This is a genomic window from Paraburkholderia mimosarum LMG 23256 = NBRC 106338 (assembly GCF_000739815.1).
Taxonomy (GTDB): domain Bacteria; phylum Pseudomonadota; class Gammaproteobacteria; order Burkholderiales; family Burkholderiaceae; genus Paraburkholderia; species Paraburkholderia mimosarum.
The window spans coordinates 14,809-41,713 of the sequence record NZ_BBJJ01000020.1 but is presented as its reverse complement, the minus strand read 5'-3'; the positions used below and the strand labels follow the sequence as shown (position 1 = coordinate 41,713).

Annotated in this window: 29 protein-coding genes and 1 riboswitch; of the genes, 23 read left to right on the top strand and 6 right to left on the bottom strand. The window is 65.1% G+C overall.

Annotation, left to right across the window (positions count from 1 at the left end; all coding sequences use genetic code 11):
* Nucleotides 1–217 precede the first annotated feature (217 nt).
* The 10 genes from BMI01S_RS16735 (at nucleotide 218) to BMI01S_RS16695 (ending at nucleotide 10,156) form a co-directional block, all read left to right on the top strand.
* Nucleotides 218–2,527: a TonB-dependent receptor gene (locus BMI01S_RS16735; protein ID WP_042289925.1), complete on the top strand. Its 2,310-nt coding sequence runs from the start codon at nucleotides 218–220 to the stop codon at nucleotides 2,525–2,527.
* A 273-nt stretch (nucleotides 2,528–2,800) separates the two neighbouring features.
* Nucleotides 2,801–4,786, top strand: a complete 1,986-nt coding sequence (locus tag BMI01S_RS16730) for a sigma-54-dependent Fis family transcriptional regulator (protein WP_028212483.1) — start codon at nucleotides 2,801–2,803, stop codon at nucleotides 4,784–4,786.
* 227 nt (nucleotides 4,787–5,013) lie between these two features.
* Complete coding sequence (gene pqqA, locus BMI01S_RS39065; RefSeq protein WP_006485436.1) at nucleotides 5,014–5,088, top strand: pyrroloquinoline quinone precursor peptide PqqA; 75 nt, start codon at nucleotides 5,014–5,016, stop codon at nucleotides 5,086–5,088.
* Between the two features lie 66 nt (nucleotides 5,089–5,154).
* The gene (gene pqqB, locus BMI01S_RS16725; RefSeq protein ID WP_028212484.1) at nucleotides 5,155–6,078 is read left to right on the top strand and encodes a pyrroloquinoline quinone biosynthesis protein PqqB; all 924 of its coding nucleotides are present in this window, start codon (nucleotides 5,155–5,157) and stop codon (nucleotides 6,076–6,078) included.
* Between the two features lie 2 nt (nucleotides 6,079–6,080).
* Entirely contained in the window at nucleotides 6,081–6,800 is a 720-nt protein-coding gene (gene pqqC, locus BMI01S_RS16720; protein ID WP_028230914.1) for a pyrroloquinoline-quinone synthase PqqC, read from the top strand.
* Nucleotides 6,797–7,084: a pyrroloquinoline quinone biosynthesis peptide chaperone PqqD gene (gene pqqD, locus BMI01S_RS16715; protein ID WP_028212486.1), complete on the top strand. Its 288-nt coding sequence runs from the start codon at nucleotides 6,797–6,799 to the stop codon at nucleotides 7,082–7,084. Before pqqC ends, pqqD begins: the two co-directional genes overlap by 4 nt.
* Nucleotide 7,085: 1 nt before the next feature.
* Nucleotides 7,086–8,204: a pyrroloquinoline quinone biosynthesis protein PqqE gene (gene pqqE / locus BMI01S_RS16710; protein WP_028230913.1), complete on the top strand. Its 1,119-nt coding sequence runs from the start codon at nucleotides 7,086–7,088 to the stop codon at nucleotides 8,202–8,204.
* A 410-nt stretch (nucleotides 8,205–8,614) separates the two neighbouring features.
* On the top strand, nucleotides 8,615–9,007 hold the full coding sequence (locus BMI01S_RS41945) for an energy transducer TonB (protein WP_161635525.1): 393 nt from the start codon (nucleotides 8,615–8,617) through the stop codon (nucleotides 9,005–9,007).
* Nucleotides 9,008–9,032: 25 nt separating this feature from the next.
* A complete protein-coding gene (locus BMI01S_RS16700; protein ID WP_028230911.1) occupies nucleotides 9,033–9,731 on the top strand; it encodes a MotA/TolQ/ExbB proton channel family protein in 699 nt (232 codons plus the stop codon).
* Nucleotides 9,728–10,156 carry an ExbD/TolR family protein gene (locus BMI01S_RS16695; protein ID WP_028230910.1) on the top strand — a complete coding sequence of 143 codons (429 nt, stop codon included), beginning with the start codon at nucleotides 9,728–9,730 and terminating at the stop codon, nucleotides 10,154–10,156. Before BMI01S_RS16700 ends, BMI01S_RS16695 begins: the two co-directional genes overlap by 4 nt.
* Before the next feature lie 3 nt (nucleotides 10,157–10,159).
* Here BMI01S_RS16695 and BMI01S_RS16690 read toward each other — a convergent pair whose 3' ends face one another.
* The gene (locus BMI01S_RS16690) at nucleotides 10,160–10,690 is read right to left on the bottom strand and encodes a cytochrome b (RefSeq protein ID WP_028230909.1); all 531 of its coding nucleotides are present in this window, start codon (nucleotides 10,688–10,690) and stop codon (nucleotides 10,160–10,162) included.
* 91 nt (nucleotides 10,691–10,781) lie between these two features.
* Nucleotides 10,782–11,999, bottom strand: a complete 1,218-nt coding sequence (locus BMI01S_RS16685) for an FAD-dependent monooxygenase (RefSeq protein ID WP_028230908.1) — start codon at nucleotides 11,997–11,999, stop codon at nucleotides 10,782–10,784.
* Nucleotides 12,000–12,176: 177 nt separating this feature from the next.
* Between BMI01S_RS16685 and BMI01S_RS16680 the strand changes: the two genes are divergently transcribed.
* The gene (locus tag BMI01S_RS16680) at nucleotides 12,177–13,121 is read left to right on the top strand and encodes a LysR family transcriptional regulator (RefSeq protein ID WP_028230907.1); all 945 of its coding nucleotides are present in this window, start codon (nucleotides 12,177–12,179) and stop codon (nucleotides 13,119–13,121) included.
* Between the two features lie 48 nt (nucleotides 13,122–13,169).
* Here BMI01S_RS16680 and BMI01S_RS16675 read toward each other — a convergent pair whose 3' ends face one another.
* The gene (locus tag BMI01S_RS16675; RefSeq protein ID WP_028230906.1) at nucleotides 13,170–13,982 is read right to left on the bottom strand and encodes an ROK family protein; all 813 of its coding nucleotides are present in this window, start codon (nucleotides 13,980–13,982) and stop codon (nucleotides 13,170–13,172) included.
* Nucleotides 13,983–14,004: 22 nt separating this feature from the next.
* Nucleotides 14,005–15,636 (bottom strand): glucose-6-phosphate dehydrogenase, encoded by a 1,632-nt coding sequence (gene zwf / locus BMI01S_RS16670; RefSeq protein WP_036044915.1) that lies wholly within the window; start codon nucleotides 15,634–15,636, stop codon nucleotides 14,005–14,007.
* Between the two features lie 265 nt (nucleotides 15,637–15,901).
* Here zwf and BMI01S_RS16665 point away from each other — a divergent pair, with 265 nt between their 5' ends.
* From BMI01S_RS16665 to BMI01S_RS43020, 3 genes are all read left to right on the top strand, one after another.
* Nucleotides 15,902–17,605, top strand: a complete 1,704-nt coding sequence (locus tag BMI01S_RS16665) for an IlvD/Edd family dehydratase (RefSeq protein WP_244145253.1) — start codon at nucleotides 15,902–15,904, stop codon at nucleotides 17,603–17,605.
* Nucleotides 17,606–17,703: 98 nt separating this feature from the next.
* A riboswitch (SAM-I-IV-variant riboswitch) is annotated at nucleotides 17,704–17,807 on the top strand.
* 42 nt (nucleotides 17,808–17,849) lie between these two features.
* Nucleotides 17,850–18,173: a hypothetical protein gene (locus BMI01S_RS40845; RefSeq protein ID WP_154671235.1), complete on the top strand. Its 324-nt coding sequence runs from the start codon at nucleotides 17,850–17,852 to the stop codon at nucleotides 18,171–18,173.
* 157 nt (nucleotides 18,174–18,330) lie between these two features.
* The gene (locus BMI01S_RS43020) at nucleotides 18,331–18,906 is read left to right on the top strand and encodes a hypothetical protein (RefSeq protein WP_028230903.1); all 576 of its coding nucleotides are present in this window, start codon (nucleotides 18,331–18,333) and stop codon (nucleotides 18,904–18,906) included.
* 190 nt (nucleotides 18,907–19,096) lie between these two features.
* On the opposite strand, the gene BMI01S_RS16650 is transcribed toward BMI01S_RS43020, so the two are convergent.
* Together BMI01S_RS16650 and BMI01S_RS16645 are read right to left on the bottom strand one after the other, a co-directional pair.
* The gene (locus BMI01S_RS16650) at nucleotides 19,097–19,357 is read right to left on the bottom strand and encodes a DUF1488 family protein (protein ID WP_028212497.1); all 261 of its coding nucleotides are present in this window, start codon (nucleotides 19,355–19,357) and stop codon (nucleotides 19,097–19,099) included.
* A 103-nt stretch (nucleotides 19,358–19,460) separates the two neighbouring features.
* Nucleotides 19,461–19,727, bottom strand: coding sequence for a hypothetical protein (locus BMI01S_RS16645; protein ID WP_036019257.1), 267 nt, complete (start codon nucleotides 19,725–19,727; stop codon nucleotides 19,461–19,463).
* 348 nt (nucleotides 19,728–20,075) lie between these two features.
* Between BMI01S_RS16645 and sufB the strand changes: the two genes are divergently transcribed.
* The 9 genes from sufB to BMI01S_RS16600 all read left to right on the top strand — a co-directional run bounded on the left by sufB (nucleotide 20,076) and on the right by BMI01S_RS16600 (nucleotide 26,826).
* Nucleotides 20,076–21,524 carry a Fe-S cluster assembly protein SufB gene (gene sufB, locus BMI01S_RS16640; RefSeq protein WP_028230902.1) on the top strand — a complete coding sequence of 483 codons (1,449 nt, stop codon included), beginning with the start codon at nucleotides 20,076–20,078 and terminating at the stop codon, nucleotides 21,522–21,524.
* A 13-nt stretch (nucleotides 21,525–21,537) separates the two neighbouring features.
* Complete coding sequence (gene sufC, locus BMI01S_RS16635; protein ID WP_028212499.1) at nucleotides 21,538–22,338, top strand: Fe-S cluster assembly ATPase SufC; 801 nt, start codon at nucleotides 21,538–21,540, stop codon at nucleotides 22,336–22,338.
* Complete coding sequence (gene sufD, locus BMI01S_RS16630; protein WP_028230901.1) at nucleotides 22,335–23,660, top strand: Fe-S cluster assembly protein SufD; 1,326 nt, start codon at nucleotides 22,335–22,337, stop codon at nucleotides 23,658–23,660. Before sufC ends, sufD begins: the two co-directional genes overlap by 4 nt.
* The gene (locus BMI01S_RS16625) at nucleotides 23,657–24,910 is read left to right on the top strand and encodes an aminotransferase class V-fold PLP-dependent enzyme (protein WP_028230900.1); all 1,254 of its coding nucleotides are present in this window, start codon (nucleotides 23,657–23,659) and stop codon (nucleotides 24,908–24,910) included. Before sufD ends, BMI01S_RS16625 begins: the two co-directional genes overlap by 4 nt.
* Nucleotides 24,907–25,359 carry a Fe-S cluster assembly sulfur transfer protein SufU gene (gene sufU / locus BMI01S_RS16620; RefSeq protein WP_028212502.1) on the top strand — a complete coding sequence of 151 codons (453 nt, stop codon included), beginning with the start codon at nucleotides 24,907–24,909 and terminating at the stop codon, nucleotides 25,357–25,359. Before BMI01S_RS16625 ends, sufU begins: the two co-directional genes overlap by 4 nt.
* Nucleotides 25,360–25,392: 33 nt before the next feature.
* Nucleotides 25,393–25,758, top strand: a complete 366-nt coding sequence (locus BMI01S_RS16615) for an SUF system Fe-S cluster assembly protein (protein ID WP_036019289.1) — start codon at nucleotides 25,393–25,395, stop codon at nucleotides 25,756–25,758.
* A gap of 1 nt (nucleotide 25,759) precedes the next feature.
* Nucleotides 25,760–26,092 (top strand): non-heme iron oxygenase ferredoxin subunit, encoded by a 333-nt coding sequence (locus tag BMI01S_RS16610; protein ID WP_028230899.1) that lies wholly within the window; start codon nucleotides 25,760–25,762, stop codon nucleotides 26,090–26,092.
* A gap of 46 nt (nucleotides 26,093–26,138) precedes the next feature.
* Nucleotides 26,139–26,408, top strand: coding sequence for a hypothetical protein (locus BMI01S_RS16605; protein WP_042289915.1), 270 nt, complete (start codon nucleotides 26,139–26,141; stop codon nucleotides 26,406–26,408).
* A 199-nt stretch (nucleotides 26,409–26,607) separates the two neighbouring features.
* Complete coding sequence (locus tag BMI01S_RS16600; protein ID WP_028212506.1) at nucleotides 26,608–26,826, top strand: hypothetical protein; 219 nt, start codon at nucleotides 26,608–26,610, stop codon at nucleotides 26,824–26,826.
* The last annotated feature ends 79 nt before the right edge of the window (nucleotides 26,827–26,905 follow it).

Sequence of the window (26,905 nt, the reverse complement as noted above, 5' to 3'; positions counted from 1 at the left end):
CTGTTGCATTCAGGTACAAGGCGCAGCGGAAACTGTTGGCGAACGTGACAGTCGGGCGGCGAAGCGCGCTTGCCGGACAGCGGCAAGCACGCTTTCCCGTGTGCTGGCACGTTCCTGGCTAGACCACAGCGAAGAGGAGACAGGTTGTGTACGCATCGGCCGGCGGCAGACGCCTTGGCGTTTGACCGCCGTGACCGCATAAGACAGGTGGAGACGGATGTCGACAACGGAGAGGGACGCTCGCGTGGGCGCCAGGCGCTCGTATGCCGTGCTTGGCGCATGGCTCACGCTCGCCGTGTTTTGCGCGGATGCGTCCAGGGCCGCCACGGCTGACGCCGGGGGCGAGCCGCAGGGGGCGCCCACGCCGCTCGTGCTGCCCGGCGTTGTCGTGGTCGGCACGACGCCGCTGCTCGGCATCGGCACGCCGCTCGCGCAGGTGCCGGCGAATGTGCAGACGGTCCGCGCGCAGGACATCGAAACGCAGCACCGCGAAACGCTGACGGACTTCTTCGCTGCCAACCTGCCGGGTGTGAGCGTGGAGGACGCCCAGGGCAACCCCTTCCAGATGAACCTGAGCTATCGGGGCTTTACGGCCTCGCCAGTGCTTGGCACGCCGCAGGGGTTGTCGGTGTTCCTGGACGGCGTGCGCGTGAACGAGCCGTTCGGCGACGTCGTGAACTGGGACTTGATTCCATCCGGGGCGATCGACAAGATCCAGCTCATTCCCGGCTCGAACCCCGTGTATGGACTGAACACGTTGGGCGGCGCAATCGCGATCACGACAAAGAACGGCCGCACGAGTCCGGGCGGCAGCGTCGATCTCTCAGGAGGCTCATGGGGGCGCAAGAGCGCGCAATTCGAGCAGGGGGGCGTGTTCGGGCCGCATTTCGACTATTACGCGAATGCCAACGTCACGAACGACAACGGCTGGGCCGACCACAACGCGAGCCGCGTGCGCCAGGCATTCGGCAAGCTGCGCTACACCGATGACGACACCACGCTCTCGATTTCCGGCGGCGGCGCGGACAACTCGCTCTACGGCAGCCAGACCATTCCCCGCTCGTTTCTCGACAACCCCAAGCAGGCCTACACGTTCCCGGACCTGAATCGCAACAGCGTGGGCTATCTCACGCTATCGGGCGAGCATTTCTTCACCGACAACGTCGAACTGAGCGGCAACGCGTACTATCGGCATCTGCGCAACGAGAACACGAGCAGCAACAACAATGCGAACTACGGATCGATCGACGAAAATGGCAATGTCGACACGCTGGAGGGAAGCAACGTCGATTCCGTCGTCACGACGGAGCGCTTCGGTGCGAGCCTGCAGCTCACGCTGCTGGGCAAACTGGGCAGCATTGGCAGCCAGCTCGTTGCGGGTGTGGCGGCGGACTTCGCCAACTCGCACTACGTTTCGTCGTCGCAGAACGCCTCGTTCACGTCCGACCGCGCGACGGTAGGCATCGGAAATTTTAGTCAGCAGACCGATGCGAAAACACGCAACGTGAACTATGGCCTCTATCTGAACGAGACGCTCACGCTCACGCCGCAATGGACGCTCACGCTATCGGGCCGCTACGACTGGTCGAGCGCGCGCATTGGCGACGAAAGCGGCATGCAGCCGCTGCTCGACGGCTATCACACGTTCTCGCGTTTCAATCCGGCTGTCGGCCTCAACTGGAATCCGCTGCCGGCCCTCACCATTTATGCGGCCTACAACGAAGGCATGCGCGCGCCGACCGCCATCGAGCTTGCGTGCGCGGACCCGGCCGCGCCGTGCTCACTACCGAACAACTTCGTGGCCGACCCGGCGCTGCAAGCCGTGGTTTCGAAGACGTTCGAAGCGGGGGCGCGCGGCCATCCCGGCGCGGCGACCACCTGGAGCGCCGCCGCGTTCAGCACTACGCTGTCCAACGACATCGAGTTCGTGAGCGCGGCTGGCAGCACGCAGGGCTATTTCCAGAACGTCGGCAAGACGCGCCGCCAGGGTATCGAACTGGCGGGGCACACGGTATGGGGCCCCGTCGGCATAGGTCTGAACTACAGCTACGTGAATGCGACCTACCGCTCGACGTGGACGGAACATAGCCCCGCGAATTCCTCGGCGGATGCAAACGGCGTCGTGACGGTGCGGCCGGGTGACCACGTGCCCGGCATTCCCACCCATGCCGTCAAGCTTCGGCTCGATTACGCGGCCACGGCGAAGTGGAGCATCGGTACGAACATCACGTGGCGCAGCGGCGTTTATGCGCAAGGCGACGAAAACAATCAGGACATCAACGGAAAGATAGCCGGCTACGTGCTTGTCGATCTGGATACGCGCTACCGCATCACGAAGCGGCTGGAGATCTATGCGAACGTAACGAACCTGTTCGACAGACGTTATGCGAGCTTCGGCGTGCTGGGCCAGAACTTCTTCAACGGCCCCGGCCACACGTTCGACGGCGCGAACCCCGTGAACGAGCAATTCGTCGGACCAGGTGCGCCGCGCGGCTTTTGGGTGGGCCTCCACTATGCGTGGGACTGAGCCGAAGGGAACTCGACCATGCGCGCATCGGGGTGAGTCCGCATTTGTCCACGCGGGCGATTTGCGGTAATACACGGAATGGCGAATCGATTGTGTGCGTGTTCGACTCGACACCCGCGCCTTTGCATACGGTTCGCTTACACAGCGTGTTGCGCGTCGCGCGCGCGTTTGCCGCAAGCCGGCCGTTTCGTGCGCTGGCCGGATGGCCCGGAGCTCGCTAATAGAGACACCGAAATGTGTCCGGCAAGGTACCGGCCAATCGTGGAGGAGAGAATGCGCGACGAAGTTCATATGGCCGCAGGGCAAGCGGTCGCGATGTCCAATGGCTGGCCCGCGCCAGCGATCCAGAAAGCGCACGAGCGATCGGAAACTTTCGGTCTGCGAACGACGGTGAAGCCTGATTACGATGTGCTTACGTGCGCGAGCCTCGAACTGAAGCGCGAACAGAATCGCGTGCTGTGCCTGCATGCGATGCCGGTCATGGAGACGCTACACGAGCAGATCGTCAATACGCAAAGCATGATCGTGCTGACCAATGCCGAAGGCTTGATCCTGCATTCGATCGGCGACGACGACTTTCTCCAGCGCGCCGAAAAGGTCGCGCTGCGTCCCGGCGCGAACTGGGCCGAGGACCGCCAGGGCACCAACGCGATCGGCACCGCGCTTGCCGAGCGCTGCGCGATGGTCGTGCACGGCGACCAGCATTACCTCGCGGCAAACCGTTTTCTCACGTGTTCGAGCGTGCCGATCTTCGATCCGTATGGCGACGTGATCGGCGTGCTCGACGTGACGGGCGATCATCGGAGCTACCACCAGCACACCATGGCGCTCGCGCGCATGTCCGTGCAGATGATCGAGAATCATCTGTTCGCCACGACTTTTCAGGAGACGCTGCAGGTCTCCTTTCACGGCCGAGCGGAGTTCCTCGGCACGCTGATGGAAGGCATCGTCGCGTTCACGAGCGATGGGCGTTTTCTTTCGGCGAACCGCAGCGCGCAGTTTCAGCTCGGCCTGCCGCTCGCCGCGCTGCGCGCGCATACGCTGTCGTCGCTATTCCAGACCACGAGCGCCCAACTCATCGACCGCATGCGCGCGAGCCTCGAGCCGCACCTCATGCTCAATCTGACCAACGGGGCGGTCGTTTGCGCGCGCGTCCAGTTCAGGCGCGCGACGCAAGCGCCGGGCAGCCGGCCAGCGGTCGTGCACGATGCGGCGGCCGTGCCCGCCTGTGCGGCGGCGCAGCCGCCTTCCATGGGTCTCTCGCGCCTGAGCTATCTCGACACGGGCGATCCGCAGGTCGCGCTCGTGATCGCGAAGGTGCGCAAGGTGATCGGCAAGGACATTCCGGTTCTGATCACCGGCGAGACCGGCACCGGCAAGGAATTGCTCGCGCAGGCCATCCACAACGATTCGCCGCGCCGCGATCAGCCGTTCGTGGCGGTGAATTGCGCGTCGATTCCCGAAACGCTGATCGAATCGGAACTGTTCGGCTACGAAGAGGGGGCGTTTACGGGGGCGCGGCGCAAAGGTGCGGCGGGGAAGCTTTTGCAGGCCAACGGCGGCACGCTGTTTCTCGACGAAATCGGCGACATGCCTTATCCGCTGCAAGTGCGCCTCCTGCGCGTACTGCAGGAACGCATCGTCAATCCGCTCGGCTCGACGAAGACGATTCCCGTCGATATCGCGATCATCTGCGCGACCCACCGCGATTTGCGCGAGATGATCGCGCAGAACCGCTTCCGCGAAGACCTGTACTACCGGCTCAATGGCCTCGTGGTCCGCTTGCCGCCGCTGCGCGACCGCACCGATCTCGCGGTCGTGATCCAGAAGCTGCTGCATCAGGAATCGCACGGGCGTACGGACCGGGAGCCGCTCACTGTCGCGCCGGATGTGATGGCGTTGTTCGAGCGCTGCGCCTGGCCGGGCAACTTCCGGCAACTCGGCAACCTGTTGCGCACCGCCGCTGCCATGGTCGACGACGACGGCCAGATCCGGCGCGAGCATTTGCCCGACGACTTCTTCGACGATCTGCGCTGCCGCGGCGAAGCGCAGGCCATGGCGGCGTCGCCCGCGCCTGCGGATACCCTGGTGCAGGAGGACGCGCGCCTCGAAGACGTGACCGCCTCAATGATCGCCGCCACGCTCGCGCGGCACGGAGGCAACGTCTCGGCGGCGGCGCGGGCGCTGGGCGTGTCGCGCAATACCATCTATCGCAAGATGCCCGCTGTCGATCCGGGCCGTGGCTCTGGCGGCGCTTGAAGCGCGTTCTGCGCCAGTCGCCGGGCTGACCTCTCCCCCTTCCTCTGTCCCACGGGTGTTGCATCTTGTAGCACCCGTGTTCCGAAACGCAACACCCTTTGCCGCGCGCCCGCACTGAACGTATCAGGCGGGCGCGCGCTCACATCGGCATGGGCTTTGCTTTGAAGAGACTGGCCGCACCCATTCGATGCGGTATTGCGATGCAACCTCAAACAAGGAGACATGTCATGCAGTGGACCACCCCTTCATACACCGACCTGCGTTTCGGCTTTGAAATCACGATGTATATCGCCAACCGCTGAGCGCACGGCAGCGTGCCGTCCGCGCGGCCATGAAGGCGTGGCGGGCGGCCTGCGAAGAGAACGATCATGAAGATCAGGATACTGGGTTCGGGTGCGGGCGGCGGCCTGCCGCAATGGAACTGCAACTGCGCGAACTGCCGCCGCGCACGGCATGCGCGCGGCGACGTGCTGCCGCGCACGCAGTCGTCGATCGCGGTGAGCGGCGACGGCGTGGACTGGGTGCTCGTCAATGCTTCGCCGGATCTGCTGACGCAATTGCGTTCGCATTGCGACCTGCAGCCCGCGCGCGCAATGCGCGACAGCGCACTCGCGGCCGTCGTGCTGACGGACGCGCAGATCGACCACGTCACCGGCTTGCTGATGCTGCGCGAGCGCACCTCGCCGCTGCCGCTCTATGCCTGCGCGCCGGTGCTCGACGACCTTTCGAGCGGACTGCCGCTCGTGCCGCTGCTCGGCCACTACTGTGGCGTCGAGGCACACGCGGTCGCGCCAGGCGAGCCCTTCACGATTGCGGCATGCGATGGCCTGCGCTTTACCGCCATGCCCGTGGAGAGCAAGCCACCGCCCTATTCGCCGCGCCGCGAGGCCTCGGTGCCGGGCGATAATGTGGCACTCCTGATCGAAGACACCAATGCGGGAACGCGCGCATTCTATGCGCCCGGTCTCGCACAAGTTAGCACCGATGTGCTCCACACCATGCGCAACGCGGACCTCGTGCTCGTGGACGGCACGTTCTGGACGACCACCGAGATGATCGATCTCGGTCTATCCACGAAGCACGCGGTCGACATGGGACACCTCGCGCAGCGCGGCGACGGCGGGCGGCCGGGCATGATCGACTGGCTCGATACGCTGCCGCGTGGCACGCGCAAGGTGCTTACGCATATCAACAACACGAACCCGATTCTCGACCCGCATTCCGTCGAGCACGCGCAGCTGCGCGCGCACGGTATCGACGTGGCTCACGACGGCATGCAGTTTCAGGTATGAAAATGAACGCACCTTTTACATTGCCAGATGCGCATGAAATACCGTGGACTGCGAACGAATTCGAGTCACGTCTGCGCGCCCTTGAATCGCGGTATCACATTCACCATCCGTTCAACCGGATGCTCAACAGCGGTCGCTGCTCGCCGGCGCAGATCCGCGGCTGGGTCGCGAACCGCTTCTACTACCAGATCAATATTCCGCTCAAGGACGCGGCAATCCTCTCGAACTGCCCCGATCGCGAAACGCGCCGCCGCTGGATTCAGCGCCTCGTGGACCACGACGGGCAAGGCGCAAACGAAGGCGGCATCGAAGCCTGGGTGCGGCTGGGAGAGGCGGTGGGCATCGATCGAGACACGTTGTGGTCGCAACGGAATGTGCTGCCCGGTGTGCGCTTCGCAGTCGACGCCTATGTGAACTTCGCGCGGCGCGCGCCGTGGCAGGAGGCGGTGTGCTCGTCGCTCACGGAGATGTTCGCGCCGCAGATCCACCTCGACCGCCTGGCCGGCTGGCCTTCGCATTACCCATGGATCGAGTCGCAGGGGCTCGGGTATTTCCGCAGCCGGGTACCGCTCGCGCAGCGCGATGTCGAACACGGCCTCGAAGTGACGCTGGGCCATTTCCGCACGGCCGCCGAGCAGCGGCGCGCGGTCGAGATCCTGCAGTTCAAGCTCGATATTCTCTGGTCGATCCTCGATGCGGTCGAAAAGGCATGGCCCATATGAACCCGATAGTGACCGATGCAGGCAGCGGCGTGCCGCTGCGGCCGCGTTTGCGCGGCATGTACCGCTTGCAGTGGGAAGCAGCCCAGGACGCGTATGTGCTGCTCTATCCCGAAGGGATGGTGAAGCTCAATTCGAGCGCGGGCGAGATACTCGCGCGATGTGACGGCGCGCACGAACTCGACGAGATCATCGGCGAACTGGAGCGCCTTTTCAGCACGTCGGAGCTGGCGCCCGACGTCTACCGGTTTCTCGATCATGCGCGGCTGCGCGGCTGGCTCGACTGACATGGCGCCCGATCCCGCTCTCCTGCCCAAGCCGCTGTGGCTGCTCGCCGAATTGACGTACCGGTGCCCGCTGCACTGCGCGTTCTGCTACAACCCGGTGGACTTCGCGCGGCACGGCGAAGAACTCGACACCGAAGCCTGGCGCGCGACCATCAGCGCCGCGCGCGAACTGGGCGCCGCGCAAATCGGCTTCTCCGGCGGCGAGCCGTTGCTGCGCGACGATCTGGAAACGCTGGTCGCTCATGCGCGCCAGATCGGCTTCTACACGAATCTGATAACGTCGGGCATCGGCCTGGACGCCGGGCGCATCGAGCGGCTCAAGGCCGCCGGGCTCGATCATATCCAGGTGTCGATGCAGGACTCCACGCGCGAACTCAACGACTTCCTCACGAACACGCGCACCTTCGAACGCAAGCGCGATGTCGCGCGGCTCGTGAAGGCGCACGGTTATCCCATGGTGCTCAACTGCGTGCTGCATCGCTTCAACCTGCCGCACGTGGCAGAGATCATCGACATGGCGCTCGAACTCGGCGCCGATTATCTGGAGCTTGCGAACACGCAGTACTACGGCTGGGCGATGCTCAACCGCGATCAGTTGATGCCTACCGTCGAGCAGCTTCGCGAAGCCGAGGAGACGGTGAACCGCTATCGCGCCCGCATAGGCGGGAAGTGCCGCATTTTGTTCGTCGTGCCCGATTACTTCGAGCAACGGCCCAAAGCCTGCATGAGTGGCTGGGGCAACGTGTTTCTCGGCGTTGCGCCGGATGGCGCGGCGTTGCCGTGCCACGCGGCGCGTTCATTGCCCGGCCTCGTGTTGCCGAACGTGCGCGACGTTCCGCTGCGGCAGATCTGGTACGAAAGCGACGCGTTCAACGCGTTTCGCGGCGACGGCTGGATGCGTGAGCCGTGCCGCAGTTGCGACGAACGTCACGCCGATTATGGCGGCTGCCGGTGCCAGGCGTACTTGCTGACCGGCGACGCGAGGGCGGCCGACCCCGTATGCGAGAAATCGCCGCACCATGGCGAGATCGTGCAGGCCGTGGAGTTCGCGCGGCGGCCGAAGCGCGACGACGAGCGGCCTATCGTGTTTCGCAGCAAGCAGAATTCGCTGGCGCTTTGAGCGGGGGGATCGTCATGGGCTCGGCCGTTGCGCGCTTCGATCGTGGGGATGGCCCGCGGTTTGAGCGCGGCGCATTCGCGCGGCGGGAAGCAGCGGGGCGGCGGCTGTCGATCGCCGTTGTCGTTGCGGGCGTGCTTGCGCTGCATGCGGTGCTCCTTGCCGTAGTGCAGTGGGAGGCCCCGCTACAGCGCAGCGAGCCTCTGCGCGCGAGGACGATCGAGGCGGTATTGATCGCACCGCTGCCAGCGATTCCAACGATTCCAGCGATGCCGCAAAGGAACGAAGCGCACAGGCAAACGCCGTCGGCCAATCGACCAATTCAGCATGCAGTGCGAAGTATTGCCGAGGCGCCTCCACCGCATGATGCGCCACACACGCGTGCCCAGACACAGGCAAGGGCCGCGACGCCAGTGACTGCCCCGACGGATGTCCACGCCGCGACGCAAGCCGCTGTGCCAGCGCCGCCCGTAGCCGTCGCACGGCAGCCCCAACCGCAGGCGGCAGCCGAACCCGTCGCCGAGACACCGCATCGCGTCGCTCATCTGGACTGCTCACTAACGAAGCCTGATTACCCGGCGCAGTCTTTGCGCCGCGCGGAAGCGGGCACTGCCGTCATCGAACTCGAAACCGCAGCGGATGGCCACGTAGTCGCCGCGCGCGTCGCGACGAGCAGCGGCTATGCGCGGCTGGACGAAGCGGCGCGCAACGCGGCGCTCGAAAGTCACTGCCAGCCTTACGCGCAGAGCGGCAAACCGGCGCCGGCTCGCGCCGACGTGCCGTTCACGTTCAATCTCAGCGAATGACCCGGTGAATAAAGCGGAGGACGTCATGCCAACCTATGGAATCACGCACCTGTGGGCTCAGGGCGATCCGATGACGCGCTTCGTCGCGGCCTTGCTCGCCGCGATGTCGATTGCGTCGTGGTCGGTGATGGCGTTGAAGGCGATCGAGTTCGCGCGTCTGCGCCGGCGTGCGGGCGCCGCGCAGCGCTGCTTCGGGGACCCGGGCACCGGCGCCGATGGCATGGAAGCGCTGGGCCAGCCAGGCACGCCGTTCTTCGAACTGGCGAGCGCGGGCCGGCGCGCGCTCGCACAGCACGAGGCGAGCGGGGCGGGGCACCGGGCGCGCGTGGATCTGAGCGACTGGCTGCAGCGCAGCCTCAAGGCTTCGGTGAGTGAGAGCGCGGCGCATCTTCAGCGCGGCCTGGGCCTGCTCGCCTCGATTGGCAGCACCGCGCCGTTCGTGGGCCTGCTCGGCACCGTGTGGGGCATTTACCATGCGCTGCTGGGGCTCGGCGCGAGCAGCGAGGCGAGCCTCGACCATGTGGCCGGGCCGGTGGGCGAGGCGCTCATCATGACCGCGCTTGGCTTGTGCGTCGCGATTCCCGCGGTGCTCGGCCATCACACGCTGGCGCGTGTGTCGCGCGATATCGTCGGGCAGCTCAACCGGTTCGCGTTCGGACTGCACGCGCTGTTGCTGACCGGCAGCGCACCGCTGGCGCCCGCCGTGGCGAAGGAGCGGGCATGAACGAAGATCGGGAGTTCGATGACGAAGCGATGCCGGCCGCCGACATCAACATGACGCCGCTGATCGACGTGATGCTCGTGCTGCTCGTCATTTTCATGGTGACGCTTCCCGTGCTGCATCAGTCCGCGAAGCTTGCGCTGCCGCGCGCGAACAGCCAGCGCGAGGATGTGGCGGCGCCGCATGTGGATATCGTCGTCGATGCGCAGGGGCGCATGAGCTGGAATGCGCAGCCTGTTCAGGACTCCGGTCTATCGGCGCGGCTCGCGGCAGCCGCGCGGCTCTCGCCGCAGCCCGAGATCCGCCTCTCGGCCGACCGAGCGACACCCTACGGCCGCATTGCGAAGCTGCTCTCGGCGGCGAGCGCGGCGGGGCTCGCCAGGGTCGGCTTCGTGACCGAGCCCGATGCGCCCCGCCGCGCCGAATGACGGTTAGAGCTTCATGCGTTGCAGGACGCCATCGTTGAGCACGAAACGATGGAAGAGCGCGGCGGCCACATGCAGGCAGACGAGCGCGAACAGCACCCACGCCAGCACGCCGTGGACGTCGCCCATAGCGTGCCCGAACGACGAGCCCGCGGGCGAGAGCGCGGGCAAGGGAATGGCGCCGAACAGCGTAACGGCCCACGCGCGCGACGACGCGTTGATCCACCCCAGCACCGGCACCGCGATGAGCAGGGCATAGAGGGCGAAATGCGTGAGGGCTGCCACGGCGCGCATGAATGGCGTCTGGTCGTCGGGCGGCGGCCGATGGGTCGCGCGCCAGATCAGACGGCATGCCATCGCGGCGATGAGCGCCGTGCCGACGCCGAGGTGCCAGGCGATTTCACCTTCCGGGCGCGTATCGCGGTGCACGTCCGGCATGGTCCAGCCGATGATGAACTGCGCCACCACGAGGGCGACGATCAGCCAGTGCAACAGACGCGCTACGAGGTCATAGCGCTGGACGGCGGTGTTTTGCATGGGGGCTCCTTGCGGAATAATGGTCCGTTGACAGCGGCGATTGTAGAGTGCCGAGATTAACAGATCATTAACGGCGCGGTTCGCTGCCCCGTCAAAGCCACGTTCCACCCTGGCGTTCGTTCGGCTCCTGCGCGAGCGCATCGAAGTCGTGAATCCAGTCCAGGTGATGGAGCACGCCCTCGCGCGAGCCGAGCCGCGCATTGCGCTCGTGAGCCGCGGGGCCGTCGGGCAGATGCAGCACGTCCGCCGTCGAAATGGAAGCGTACTGCACCTTGCGCGTGCGGCCCCGGCGCAGGCGCTCGTAGGCTTCCTGCGCTTCGCGCCAGTTGCCCGGCCCCGCCTTGCCCAGCTGCGCGGCCAGCACGACGGCATCTTCGATCGACTGGTTCGCGCCCTGGCCGTGGTGCGGCACGAGCGCGTGCGCGGCGTCGCCGATCAGCGTCACGCGCCCCTTGCTCCAGCGGCCGAGCGCTGGCCGATGGAACAGACCCCAGCGCTGGCTGATCGGCACCGCCGTGATCATCTGCACGACGGCCGGATGCCAGTCCTTGAAGAGGCGCAGTTGCTCGCCTTCGCTGGCGGGCATCACCCACTCGCGCGACGGCCACGGCGAGGGGTGGCGCTCGACCAGCAGGAAATTCTGGTCGCCTTTATCGCCAATCGGGTAGTGCAGCAGATGGCCGCCGGGCCCGACCCAGAACTGGATGGTCTCGGGATCGGGCAACAGGTCGAGGCGCTCCGCCGGCACCACGCCGCGAAAGCCCGAGCAGCCCGAGTACAACGCGTCGTCGTAGCCCAGCATCCAGCGCCGCGTGATCGAGCGCGCACCGTCTGCGCCGATCACCAGATCGGCCTCGACGCGTTGGCCGTTCGCGAACGCCAGGCTCACGCGGTCGGGATGCTGGGCGAGATCGACCAGCCGATGGCTGAGCTTGATGCGCTCGAGTCCGACCGCATTCGACAGCACCGCCTGCAAATCGGCGCGATGCACGCCCCAGTAAGACCCGCCGAATTGCTCGCGATAGTCGGGTGCGCCGCGATGATGGCCGATCAGGGCGCCGCTGCGTCCATCACGGTAGACGAGCCCGGGCACTTCCGCGCATACCTTTTCGAAGGCGGGGCGCAGGCCCATGCGTTCGTAGAAGCGCGTGGCGTTGGCCGAGAGCGCGACGGCCGCGCCCACTTCGCGCAGTTCGTCTGTCTGTTCGTAGAGCTGAGCATCGATGCCGTGCTCGCGCAGCGCGAGCGCCAGCGTGAGGCCGCCGATGCCGGCGCCGACGATCGCGATCTTCAGGTCCATCTGTTTCATGACTTGTCTCCGATATCCAGATTTATGGCTGGCGTGAACGCACACCCGTGCGCCGGGTTGCGATGGGATGCGATGCGCCGTCTCCGCGCCGTGTCCGCGCCGTGTCCGTATTGTCAGCGGCCGATCTTCATTCCACAATAAAATGGAATGAATCTGCTTCATCACTGAGGAGAATGTATGGAACTGGGCGACATCGACCTCAATCTGCTGCTGCTTTTTCATCGGCTCATGCGTGAGCGGCGCGTGGCGAGCGTGGCCGAGCAGATGAACATGAGCCAGCCCGGCGTGAGCAACGCGCTCGCGAAGCTGCGGCGCCTGCTGGACGATCCGCTCTTCGTGCGCGGGCCGGGCGGCGTCGTGCCCACGCCGTTCGCGCAGCGTCTCGCCGAGCCGGTGGCGCAGGCGCTCGCCACGCTGCATGGCGCGCTCAATCCCGTGACGGGCTTCGACCCGCTGCGCGCCACGCGCACCATGACCATCGGCATGACCGATATCGGCGAAGTCGTGTTCCTGCCCGCGCTGCTCGAGCGCCTCTCGCGCGCGGCGCCGGGGGTCGCGCTCAATACCGTGCGCAACACGGGCGTCAATCTCAGCGAGGAGATGGCCGACGGCCGCGTCGACCTCGCCATCGGCTTGCTGCCGCAGCTCAAGGGCGGCTTCTATCAGCGGCGGCTTTTCGATCAGCGCTATGTGTGCCTCTTCAGGCGCGGCCATCCGCTGGAGGAGGCCGCGCTCACGCTCGCGGCCTGGCGCGAAGCGGAGCATCTGGTGGTGGTGTCGGCCGGCACCGGGCACGGCCAGGTCGACGAGTGGCTCAAGCGGCGCGGCGTGAAGCGCCAGGTGCGGCTCACGGTGCCGCATTTCATGAGCGTGGGCTACATCCTCCAGCGCACGGACCTCATCGCCACGGTGCCCGAACGGCTCGCGCTGCAACTGGCCAAGCCGTTTTCGCTGGGCATGTGCGCGCTGCCGATGACGCTGCCCGCGGCGCCCATTCACCTCCTCTGGCACGCGCGCGTGCAGCACGACGAAGGCAATCGCTGGCTGCGCGAACTCGTGATCGAACTCTTCGCGGATGCTGCGGCGCCCGCTCGCAAGCGCAGCGGCGCAACGCGCGCGTAAGCGGGCCGCGCCGGGCCAGCGAACGTTGGTCGGTGAATTGGCGCCGCGTTAGCGGAACTTGCCCGCGCGCTGCGTCGCCGCCGGAAACTGCCGCGTCTCGCGCACCGAGCGCGGATGCCACAGGCGCGCGCCGCCCTCGATGCCGCGGTCATTCGGCACGGTCGCCACATTGGGCGGCAGATCGAACACGAGGCGACCCGCGTTGCCGCCGCCGATCCACAGCTTGTCGTAATGCACGAGCGATTGGAGGATGCCGATGATCTTCTCGACGCGCGCATTCCAGCGCTTGATGCCGGCCTTGTGGCGCGCGGCGTCGCCGATGTACTCGTCGTACGCGTGCTTCTTGCTGACGGGATGATGCGCGAGTTCGAGGTGAGGCATCAGTTCGCCGTCGCGGAACATCGCGGTGCCCACGCCCGTGCCGAGCGTCATGACGAATTCGAGGCCGTGGCCTTCGATGGCGGCGAGGCCCTGCATTTCCGCATCGTTGATCATGCGCACCGACGCGATGCCGAGGCGCTCGCCCAGCATCTGCGCGAGCGGCACGTCGCTCCAGCCTTGCGGGCCGAGATGCGGTGCCGTGAGCACATGATTGTTGCGCACGAAACCAGGAAAGCCGATCGAGACGTGCGTTGATGGATACGCCTCGAGCAGCGGAGCGACGAGCTTTTCGAGCGTATCGACGAGCAGCTCGGGCGGGCAGGGATGCGGCGTGGGCACCCGCACGCGCTCGGTGCGCATGACGCCCGCGGCGTCGACGATCGCGGCCTTCAGGCCGGTCCCGCCGATGTCGATGGCGAGAATGTCGCCGATGTCCTGCGATGCGGTCGTCACGCGGATCGGGCTTTTCCTTTTGACCATTCGTCCTCCTTGGCTATCGGGTTCACGTCTTCGTCGGTTCGGCCCGCGCGAGCGGGCGCCATGCCCGGCCGTCGCGCGCGAGCAGCGCATCGGCTTGCGCCGGGCCCTCGCTGCCCGCGGCGTAGTCGTACACGCGAAGCGCCGCGTCGTGTTCCGGATGCAACACGCCATCCACCGCCGCCCACGCCGCTTCGATGCCGTCGGCGCGCTGGAAGAGCGTCTGGTCGCCGAGCATGCAATCGTACAGCAGCGTTTCGTAGCCGACATTGGCATGGGCCGCGAAGAAGTCGTCATAGTCGAACGTGGAGCACACGGCGCCGATCTGCATGACCGGCCCCGGCGTCTTCACGTTGAAGTCGAAGCTCGTGCCGTGCGTCGGGTCGATGCGCAGCGTCAGCACGTTGGCCGCGAGCGTGTTGACGGGCGTGTCGCGAAAGAGGAGAAATGGCACGCGCTTCAACTGGACCGAAATCTCCGTGCGCCGCGCGGCCAGCCGCTTGCCGGTGCGTAGATAGAACGGCACGCCCGCCCAGCGCCAGTTGTCGATGTGCACGCGCGCGGCGGCATAGGTTTCGACGCGGCTCTCTTTCGCCACGTCCGGTTCTTCGCGATAGCCCACGCCCGCCGGGCCTCTTGCGTATTGCCCGAATACCACGTCGGCGGGGGTGAGCGGCTCGAGCGCCTCGAAGACCTCGACTTTCCGGTTGCGCACGGCTTGAGCGTCGAAAGAATTGGGCGGCTCCATCGCGATCATGGCGAGCAACTGGAAGAGATGGTTCGGCACCATGTCGCGAAACGCGCCGGTCTGCTCGTAGAACCTGCCGCGGCCTTCCACGCCGATCACTTCGGAGGCCGTGATCTGCACGCTGTCGATGCATTCGCACCGCCACACCGGCTCGAACATCGCGTTGGCGAAACGCAGCGCGAGAATGCTCTGCACCGTGTCCTTGCCGAGGAAATGGTCGATGCGGTAGACCTGCGACTCGTTTGCGTAGCGCAGCACATGCCGGTTCAAGTCGCGCGCCGAAGCGAGATCGGCGCCAAAGGGTTTTTCGATCACGAGACGGCGGAACGGGCCATCGCCGTCCTTGCCTTCGTGGAGCAAACCGGCGTTGCCGAGCCGTTCGCTGATCGGCTTGAAAAAGCGCGCGCCCACCGCGAGGTAGAACACGACGTTGCCGGGCGACTTGCCGTTCAGCTGCTGCGCGAGACGTTCATAGGCGGTGTCGTCCTCGAAATCGCCGGCCATGTAGGTGAGGCGCTGCGCGATCCAGTCCCACGCTTCATCGTCGAGCTTGCCGGCGTGAAAAGTGCTCGCCTTATCGGCGGCGAACTTCAGCAGCGCGGCGTGCAAATCGTCGGACCAGGCCTTCGTTTCGCGCTCGCCATGATTGACGCCGATGATCTTCGTGCCCTCGTCGAGCAGGCGATCGGCGGCGAGGGTGTAAAGGGCGGGCATCAGCAGGCGTTTGGTCAGATCGCCCCCGGCGCCGAAGATCACGAGCGTGCAGGGCGGCGCGGGTTGCTTGCGCGCGGGCAACGCAGCGGCAGACGGCGCGCTATGGGGGCGGTCAGGCGCTTTTTTGCTGGCCGCCGCGCTGGAAGCGCGGGAGGCGTCGTTGGCGGAATCGCGGCTGGAATGGTTCGTCGACATGGCCAGGTTCAATGCACCGAAATACACGCAGCGCGCAAATGCGATACCTCGAATGATCGGGGTTTGCGCGCATCGGGTTCCATTCGTTCTCGCAGGCATTTTGTAATATCGTGGTGCCTGCTCATTGCGCGTGTTCGCTGTACGCTCTCAATGCGCTGATTGGCGACGGCATTCGAAACGAACCGAGGATGTGCCCATGTCCGAGAAGAGCTTCCCCAACGAAAACAACCAGAGCGACGAAAACGATTCCCATGGCCCCCATGGCATGCGCGGCGGACTGACCAGTTACGGCGACACGGACTTCTCGCTATTCCTGCGCAAGGCCTTCATCAAGGGCGCCGGCTATACCGACGACGCGCTGGAGCGTCCGGTGATCGGCATCGCGAATACGGGGAGCGCGTACAACCCGTGTCACGGCAACGTGCCGCAACTCGTCGAGGCGCTCAAGCGCGGCATTTTGCTGGCGGGCGGATTGCCGATGGAGTTTCCGACCATTTCCATCCACGAGAGCTTTTCGCAGCCAACAAGCATGTTCATGCGCAATCTCATGTCGATGGATACCGAGGAGATGATTCGCGCACAGCCCATGGACGCGGTCGTGCTCATCGGCGGCTGTGACAAGACGGTACCCGCGCAGTTGATGGGCGCCGCATCGGCGGGCATTCCCGCCATTCAGCTCATCACCGGGTCCATGATGACGGGCGCGCATCGCGGCGAACGCGTTGGCGCGTGCACGGATTGCCGCCGCTACTGGGGCAAGTTTCGTGCGGGCGAGGTCACGGCCGAAGAGATCGCCGAGGTGAACGAGCGGCTCGTGCCGGGCGTGGGGACGTGCGCCGTCATGGGCACGGCCAGCACGATGGCTTGCGTGGCGGAAGCCATGGGCATGACGGTGCCGGGCGGCGCGACGCCCCCGGCCGTGACCTCGGACCGCATGCGCGTTGCCGAGCAAACCGGCGCACAGGCCGTGGAGATGGCGAGACGACGGCTCACTGTCGATCAGGTGCTCACCGCGGAGTCGTTCGAAAACGGCCTGCGCGTACTGCTCGCCATCGGCGGGTCGACGAACGGCATCGTGCATCTTGCTGCCATCGCCGGACGCATGGGTTTCGACATCGATCTCGATGCGGTGGACCGCATGGGTCGCGAAACACCGGTGATCCTCAACCTCAAGCCTTCCGGCGAGCACTACATGGAAGATTTCCATCGGGCGGGCGGCATGGCCACGCTCCTTCGTGAACTCGAGCCGTTGCTTCATCTCGACGCCATGACGGTGACCGGCCGAACGCTGGGCGAGGAGATGGAGCGCGCGGGGCCCCGCTTCGCGCAAGACGTGGTGAAGCCGCTTGGCGCGCCCGTCTACCCACAAGGCGGCCTGGCCGTGCTCCGCGGCAACCTCGCGCCCGGCGGAGCCATCATCAAACAGTCGGCCGCCTCCGCGGCGCTCATGGAGCACGTTGGCCGCGCTGTCGTGTTCGAGGACGCGAGCGACATGGCGAACCGCATCGACTCGGACGACCTCGACGTGCATGCCGATGACATCATCGTCCTCAAATGCATTGGGCCGAAAGGCGCGCCGGGTATGCCGGAGGCCGGCTATATCCCGATCCCGAAGAAATTGGCGCGCGCCGGGGTGAAGGACATGGTGCGGATCTCCGATGGCCGCATGAGCGGCACGGCATTCGGGACGATCGTGCTGCACGTGACGCCGGAAGCCGCGATAGGCGGCCCGCTTGCGCACGTCCGCAGCGGGGACCGCATCCGCCTGAGCGTGGCGAACCGCGAAATTACCTTGCTCGTGGACGACGAAGAACTGCGGCGTCGGCGAGAGTCGAACCCGGTTACGGTGCCCACGGCAAGCCGGGGGTATCACAAGCTGTACCTCGATACCGTGACCCAGGCAGACAAGGGCGCCGACTTCGATTTTCTGAGAGCGGCCGAATCTCGTGGCCCGATTCCCAGGAAGTAGGCGCCTCGCGCAAAGCGTCACGGCTTGTTCCGTTCCTCGATTTCGGTATAATGAAAGCTCGTTCGAGATATCGAACGAGAGTGAAGCAAGCACGAGTAGCAATGCATCCAGAGTCGGACTGACCGACGCCAACCTGCCCTCCCGGGCAAGGTGGACGCCTTCGAGGCGATGCGGCCGATTTGCGGCAACGAAACGGGAGCAGCGCAGCTGGCACCGGTTCGATCAACTTTCTTCCGGAGCCACCATGCGCCAGGATATCGCAGCCTCCTCTTCCTCCACGCCCTGCGAGGATCTCTCGCACTGTCTTCCTGGTTTCACGCTGACTCATACGGTTCATCTCGTCTCCGGCCTGAATCTCGGCGTCGTTTCGACGGCCGCCGACGTGCTCGAAGGGGAACAGATCGTGGTCGACCGGTGGGCCGTTACCCGCTTCGGCGACGTTCTCGAACAGAGGATCGTGTTCGGCGAAGTTTCGGAGCGTGAAGCGGTTCGCCTGCGCGAACAACTCGCGGCTGTCGATGGCGTCTTGCGCGCGAAGATAGAACATCATTTCGTTCGTGCCCGCTGAACAAACGTGAGCGTGCGAGCGGTGCGAGGCGCATCGATCACGCGCGCTTGACGCACAGGCCGCGCGCCGTGATGCGCCGCGTCAACGTGGGCCGGAAAAAACGGCTTCCGACGCCTAAACTGTCCTATGGGGCTAGAGAGCGCTCGGGGTGAGCATCATGAAAAGGCGTGGATTGTGCAGTCTCCTGCTCGTGCTTGCTGCGTTGTGCATCAGTGCCGGTGCGATCGCGGGCAGAGGCGGCGGCTGGGCGCATGGCGGGGGCGGCTGGCACGGCGGCTATCACGGCGGCGCGTGGTCGCACGGCGGCTATTACCACGGCGGTTACTATCACGGCGGTTACTACCACGGCTACGGCTGGTACCATGGCGGCCACTATCACGGCTGGTATGGCTGCTGCGGTTCGGCGAGCGTCGGCTTCTACTTCGGCCCGGGTTTCGTCTACGGCTATCCGTTCTATCCGTATTACTATCCGCCTTATGTCGCCAGCGTCTATTACCCATACGTTTCCGGCGACTTCTCGCAATCAACGCAATGGATCGAGCAAGGCCAGGTACAGGATCAAGGCAGCACCCCCGCCGTATACGACCCGTACCAGCAACAGGGTGGACAGGGCGGCGGCGCGCCGCAATTCGGCGTCTGGTACTACTGTGTGGCGTCTCAGACCTACTACCCCTACGTGCAGTCCTGCCCCGGCGGCTGGCAGGAGGTGCCCGCACGGCCGCCCGACAGTTGAGCCGTCAAGCCGGCCGGACCTCACGAGCGGATGTCAACGGCAAGCCGTCCCACGTGGACACCGCGGCGGCGCAAAGCTCGCCGGCCAGGGCGATTGGCGAAGCTCATCGCCAGAAGCGCATGGATAGTGCCGTGTGCGACATGAATGGCGCCGCACGGCAGCGCGCGGCGCGGCGGTCACTCGCAGCGACTCATTCGAGATCGCGCGTTTCCAGTTCCACCGACTGCCCCCCGTTTTTCTCCAGTGCATGGCGCGCTGCCAGCTCGATGCTGGGGCGATTCGCCTCGAACGCGCTCAAGAGTGCATGCGCCGAAGTGCCGGTATTGCCGAAGCGATCGTTCAGCGCATCGAGCGATACGCTGCACCATACCGGGCGGTCATCCACGTGGGCCTCGAACGCAACGCGCGCGGCCGCCACGGCGTGACGGCGACTCGTAAATTCGATTCTCATCCTGGTCCTCCGCGAGTTTCATTGTTCAGGGGGCGACCGTTTTTGCGGGTTCACCCTTGCTTAAGGGTAGAGCTTTGCGCGGCTCGCGTTAACTCTTTTTCCGCTATTTCGCCTTGGACGCGCTGGCGGGGTCGCTGCGCATCATGTCGTCGTTCGCGGCGGGGCCTTTCGGCTTCTTTACGGGCATGTTGTCGGGGTTCGTTGCACTCGCTGCGCCCGGAGCCGCCGCTGGGGGTTTCACCATCGGAGGCGCTGCCGAATGGTCAGTTGGATGCGCTTCGGTCTGGGCCTGCGCGGCAGGGAGCATGCAAGCGGCGCCGAGCGGCATGCAGACGATCGCGCCCCAGATGAGTGCCTCATGTGAGTTCATGGCTGCTCCTTTTTTCCCTGGTCGTCTTCATGGAGGACTTCGCGAATGGCGCGGGGGCGTATCGCGCGGCAGCAGACAAGGACCAGTGTCCCGGCGTTGAATGACGCAACTCGCGTAGCCAGCCCCAGTGAGCGCCAAGGCTTCGAAGGCAACGATATCCGACCATATCGACAGTGAGCCCATCATGCGCTGTCGTTCCTCCAACGTCAGCAGGGTCTTTCGCATCGCGCATGCCTGGGTTTCCACCCGTACGCGTTGCGCCAGAGCGCGCTTAACCCCGGCCATGCCAGGGTTTTGACAGCGGCTCTAGAATGAAATCCTGAGTATCAAGGAGACCGTAATAACGTCATGGATACACACGCGACCAGAATCGAGGAAATGCTGCGGCGGGAATACCGGCACGGGTTCGTTTCGGACGTGCAGGCGGACACCTTGCCGCGCGGCTTATCCGAAGACGTCATCCGGCTCATCTCCGCGCGCAAGCAGGAACCGGCGTTCATGCTCGAATGGCGGCTCGCCGCATACCGGCATTGGCTCACGATGACGGAGCCGCATTGGGCGAGCATCGAGCATCCGCCGATCGACTTCCAGGGCATCGCCTACTACTCCGCGCCCCGCACGCAGGCGACGCGGCCGACGAGTCTGGACGAAGTCGATCCGGAACTGCTACGAACGTACGAAAAGCTGGGCGTGCCGCTTCAGGAGCGTGAAATGCTGGCGGGCGTGGCCGTGGACGCGGTGTTCGACAGCGTTTCCGTCGCCACGACATTCCGGCGGCAGCTCGGGGAGCTGGGCATTGTGTTTTGCTCGTTTTCCGATGCGGTGCGCGATCACCCCGACCTCGTGCGCCAGTATCTGGGTTCGGTCGTGCCTTACACCGACAATTTCTTCGCGACGCTCAATTCGGCGGTGTTCAGCGACGGCTCGTTTTGCTACATCCCGCCGGGCGTGCGCTGCCCGATGGAGCTGTCCACGTACTTTCGCATCAACGCGCGCAACACGGGCCAGTTCGAGCGCACGCTGATCGTGGCCGACAAAGGGGCTTATGTGAGCTATCTGGAAGGCTGCACCGCGCCAATGCGCGACGAAAACCAGCTGCACGCCGCCGTGGTCGAGCTCGTTGCCCTGGAGGGCGCGCAAATCCGCTATTCGACGGTGCAGAACTGGTACCCCGGCGACGCGCAAGGGCGCGGCGGCATCTACAACTTCGTGACCAAGCGTGGCGACTGCCGCGAAGCCAACGCCAGGATTTCATGGACGCAGGTCGAAACCGGCTCCGCCATCACATGGAAATACCCGAGCGTGATCTTGCAGGGCGATAACTCCATTGGCGAGTTCTATTCGGCGGCGCTCACCAATCACTACCAGCAGGCCGACACCGGCACGAAGATGATTCACATCGGGCGCAATACGCGCAGCACGGTGATTTCGAAGGGGATATCGGCGGGGCGCGGCAAGAATGCGTACCGCGGGCTCGTGAAAATGGCGCGCTCGGCTCAGAACGCGCGCAATTACACCCAGTGCGATTCGCTGTTGCTCGGCGATCGATGCAGCGCTTTCACGTTTCCCTATATCGAGGTGAAGAATCCGAGCGCGAAGGTCGAGCACGAAGCCACGACGTCGCGCATCGGCGAAGATCAGTTGTTCTATTGTCAGCAGCGCGGGCTTTCCGAAGAAGACGCGGTGTCGATGATCGTCAATGGCTTTTGCAAGGACGTCCTGAAGGAACTGCCCATGGAGTTCGCCGTGGAAGCGCAGAAGCTGCTGGGTGTGAGCCTGGAGGGCAGTGTAGGTTGACAGGGAGCGACGAATGCTGGAAATCCGCAATCTGAATGTCGAAGTGGAAAACAAGCCGATCCTGCGTGGTCTCGATCTGCGCGTGAATGCGGGCGAGGTGCACGCGATCATGGGGCCGAACGGCTCCGGCAAGAGCACGCTCGCCCATGTGCTGGCGGGGCGCGAGCATTACGTGGTCACGGGGGGCAGCGTGCAGTACGACGGCTGCGACCTGCTCGCGCTCGCGCCCGATGAACGCGCGCGCCGGGGGATCTTTCTCGCCTTTCAGTATCCGGTGGAAATACCGGGCGTGAGCAATATCTATCTGCTCAAGGCCGCGCTCAATGCGCAGCGCAGGCATCGCGGCGAGCCGGAACTCGACGCGATGGATTTTCTCGCCCTGGTGAAGCAGAAGCTCGCGGACATGGAAATGAAGGAAGACCTCCTGTACCGCGGCGTGAACGAAGGATTCTCGGGCGGCGAGAAAAAGCGCAACGAAGTGCTGCAAATGACCGTGCTGGCGCCGCGTCTGTCCATACTCGACGAGACCGATTCCGGCCTCGATATCGACGCGCTGCAAGTGGTCGCCCGCGGCGTGAACCAGATGCGCGACGCCAACAGGGCCATCGTACTGGTTACCCACTACCAGCGCTTGCTCGACTACATCGTGCCGGACCACGTGCACGTGCTGTCGCAGGGGCGCATCGTGCGCTCCGGCACGAGCGAGCTTGCGCGCGAACTGGAAAGCAAGGGCTATGGCTGGCTCGGTGCGCACGAAAATGATGGGCTGGAAGCCGGGGCGGCATACCCCGCGTCCGGCAGGGAGCAACGATGAGCGAATCAACGCGCGAGCATTACCGCGGGGCTTTCCGCACGATGGCGGGAACATTGGCGGGCGTCGAGCTGCCCTGGTTGCGCAAGGCGAGGCGCCACGCGTTCGACCGTTTCGAAACGCTGGGCTTTCCCGGTACGCAACTGGAAGCGTGGAAATACACCAACGTGACGCCGATTACGAAACCGCACTGGAATTTCGTGCCATCAGATGGCACACATGCCGACTACGCGCGCCTGATCGACGATCTCGTGCCCGCCGAGGCGGCTGGCCGGCTCGTGTTCGTGAACGGCCGCCACGTGCCGAAGCTGTCGTCTTTGCCGCCGTTGCCGCAAGGGGCGTTCATCGGCTCGCTCGCCCAGGCCATGCGCAGGATTCCTGATCGTCTGGAGGCGATCATGGCGCGCCGCGCGCCGGAGGACGGCTTCGCGGCGCTCAACGCCGCATTTCGCAGCGACGGCTATGTGGTCGTGCTGCCGCCCGGCTGCGCGATAGACTGGCCGATCCATGTGCTGTTCTTCAGCAGCGAAGCCACGCTCGCCATGCATTCGTTCAATGCGGTGGTGGCGGAACGGGGCGCGCGCTGTTCGATCGTCGAGCAGTTCACCGGCATCAGCGACGAAGCCTATCTCGTCAATACCGAAACGGAGATCATCGTCGACGACGAAGCCAGGGTCGAGCATTGCCGAATCCAGCAGGAGGCTCGCAGCGCCTTTCATATCGCGCACATCGGCGTTTCGCAGCAACGGGCGAGCCAGTTCACCTCGCATTCGTTCGCGTTTGGCGGCGCGCTGTCGCGCACGCAGATCGACACCCGGCTCGGCGCAGAAGGCGCCCACGTCGATCTGAACGGTTTGTACTTCGTCACCGCGCGGCAGCACGTTGACCACCACACGCGTATCGACCACGAAATGCCGCGCGGCACGAGCCGCGAATACTACCGGGGCGTGCTCGATGGTGCGTCGCATGGCGTGTTCGATGGCCGCGTGATCGTTCACCAGGACGCGCAGCAGACCGACGCGCACCAGGGAAACGACAACCTGCTGCTCTCGCGCAACGCCGAGATCGACACGAAGCCGCAACTGGAAATTCACGCCGACGACGTGAAATGCACGCACGGCGCGACCGTCGGCCAGCTCGACGAGAATCCGCTCTTTTATCTGCGCTCGCGCGGTATCGACGAACGCATGGCGCGCGCGCTCCTCGTATGGGCGTTCGCGCGCGCGAGTGTGGACCGCGTGGATAATGCGGCGCTGCGCAGCCGGCTCACGCAGCGATTGCTGGCGCGCCTGCCCGGTGGCGAATGCCTGCGGGGACTTTCATGAACCTGATCGAACCGGTGAGTCTTCCCGACGCGCAAACCGTGATGGCATGGCGTCGCGACTTCCCGATCTTGCGCGAAAGCGTGCATGGCCGGCCGCTCGTCTACCTCGACAACGCCGCCACCACCCAAAAGCCCGCGAGCGTGATTGCCGCCATAGAGGCCTATTACGAGCATGACAACGCCAACGTCCATCGCGGCGTGCACTTGCTGTCGCAGCGCGCGACCGATGCGTACGAAGGCGCGCGCGCACGCATTGCGCGCTTCATTCACGCGGCGAGCGAGCGGGAAATCGTCTATACGCGCGGTACCACCGAGGCGATCAACCTCGTCGCGCAAAGCTTCGCGCGGCCGCGCCTGCAACCCGGCGACGAGGTGCTCATCACCGCGATGGAGCACCACTCGAATATCGTGCCCTGGCAACTCGTCTGCGCGCAGACAGGAGCGGTGCTGAAGGTGGTCCCCATCGACGATGAGGGGGCGCTCGACGTCGATGCATACGAGCGCATGCTCGGGGCGCGCACGCGCATCGTCGCGCTCGCGCATGCGTCGAACGCGCTGGGAACCGTGAATCCGGTCGCGCGGCTGATCGAGGTTGCGCATGCGCGTGGCGTGCCGGTGCTGATCGACGGGGCTCAGGCGATCGCGCATCTGAGCGTGAATGTGACCGCGCTCGATTGCGATTTTTATGCGTTCTCGGGGCACAAAGTCTACGGGCCGACCGGCATCGGCGCGCTGTACGCGAAGGCCGCGCTGCTCGAGGCCATGCCGCCGTGGCAGGGCGGCGGGGACATGATACGCGCCGTCTCTTTCGAAAAGACCGAGTACAACGTCATTCCGTGGCGCTTCGAAGCAGGCACGCCGAATATCGCGGGGGCGATCGGGCTTGCGGCGGCGCTCGATTATGTGAGCGCGATTGGCCTTGAAGCGGCGCAGCGGCACGAAGCCGATCTGCTCGCCTATGCGGACGATGCGCTCCGCTCGAACCGCCATGTGAGAATGATTGGGACTGCCATGGATAAGCTGGGTATCGTCTCGTTCGTCATGGACAACGCACATGCCCACGATATCGGCACGATACTCGATCAGTGCGGCGTGGCGGTGCGCACGGGACATCATTGCGCGATGCCGGTGATGGCGCGCTATGGCGTGCCCGCCACGGTGCGCGCCTCGTTCGCGCTGTACAACACGCGCGCCGACATCGACGCGCTGGTGAACGGCCTCGCGCGCGTGGAGGAGATGTTCCCGCTATGAGCAATCTACGCGAGCTGTATCAGGAAACCATATTCGACCATTACCGGAGGCCGCGAAACTGCCGCACCGTGCCCGGCGCGAACCATTGCGCCGAAGGGTACAACCCGTTGTGCGGCGACCGCATCACGTTGTACTTGCGTATCGAAGAGGGCGTCGTCAAGGACGCCGGGTTCGAGGGCGCGGGCTGTGCGATCGCAACGGCTTCGGCTTCGTTGATGACCGAGGCGCTCAAGGGCCGCACGCAAGCGGAAGTGGAAGCGCTATTCGAACGCTTCCACGCAATGGCGACGGCGCCCGCTGACCGGCCCGTGCCCGATGAAGGGCTCGGCAAGCTGGCGGTGCTGGCAGGGGTGCGCGAGTTTCCCGCCCGCATCAAGTGCGCGACGCTCGCGTGGCATACGCTGCACGCCGCGTTGCGCGACGAGCGCGGCACGGTCTCCACCGAATGAGCGCGCGGCACGCGTGCAAGGAAAGGCATGACGATGAGCACCGATAGCACTTTGCAGAGCCACCCGCGCAATGAACCCGATTCGGCCGCGAGCAGCGCCTTGCGCGAACGCGTGATCGAGGCGCTTCGCACGGTGTTCGATCCGGAGATTCCGGTCAATATCTACGATCTCGGGCTCGTTTATCGGCTGGACGTGGATGCACAGGCGGGGCGCGTGACGATCCACATGACGCTGACCGCGCCGGGGTGCCCCGTTGCGCAGACGTTTCCGGCGACGGTCGAAGACTGCGTGCGCGACGTTGAAGGCGTAAGCGCGGCGAGTGTCGAGCTGGTGTGGGAGCCGCCATGGACACGAGCGCGCATGTCCGAAGCGGCCCTGCTGCAACTGGGGATGCTTTGACATGGCAGATTGGGTGGACGTGGCCTCATTGAGCGATTTTCCGCCGGGCTCGGTGCGCAGCGTGGACGTGGACGGCACACAGGTCGCGGTGTTCAATCTCGGCGGGACCTGTTACGCGATCGAGGACACCTGTCCGCACGACGGCGGCGTGCTCACCGGCGGCGACGTGGAGGACGATGTGGTCATTTGTCCGCGCCACGGCGCGCGTTTTTGCATCAAGACGGGGAAGGTGCTTGCACCGCCTGCGTATGAAGACGTTGCGGTATTCGCGGTGCGCGTGGAGGCCGGCGTCGTGCAGGTGAGGGACGAGCGGTGGGATGAGGGGGATGCCTGAAGGCGCGAGGTGCGCCGTTTCAACCAGACAACGAGGGAGAGCGAAAATGGTCGAATCAGGATGCGGACGTTGGATGCGCACCGCTGCAATGCTGGCCGCAGCCGGACTCCTCACGCTATCGGGCGGCGCGCTTGCAACCACTCAGTCGCAACAGCGCCAGCAAGGCAGGAACGTCAACCAGGCGGCCAAACAACAGGCGCGCTCGACCAAGGTCGACTGCCGGGCCGCGAACGAGAAGAGCAACGCCCAATGCCGGCAAGACAAGCGCAATACGAAGCAGGAAGGCCGCCAGCAAAAGCGGAACATCAAATACTAGTTGAACGTGCCGTTCCCGCCACAGAGCCCAAACGCCCCGCGCCGTGGGGCATATCCGAAAGGTACGGCAACGCCGCGATGGCAGCGCCGTCTCAGCGGCATAATGTGGGCGCGGACCGAATGAACCGGCGTTTGGGGCCATTGCAGCGAACGCGCCGATGTCCGCGCTTTGCATGCGTTGCAACCATCGAGAGGCATCCATGAAGGCTCTGATCCATCTTGCGGCAGCGGCCGCGGCAGGCACGCTCGTCATGTTTTACATGGACCCGGTTTCCGGTCCGCGGCGCCGTGCACGGTTGCGCAAAGGCACATTGGCTCGCCACGGCCGCGCGAGCGCCCGCCATGCCGCGCAAGGCCCGGCAATGAGCGAATACGGTGAACTGGCAGGCCCGGGCGGCGGCATCGGCACGGCGCCGTGAGCGCGCGAAACGGGTGTTTTGCGCGGAAAACATCGTGAATCAGGAGTGTTTTGCTGGAGAGAGGAATCCGCCATGCCCG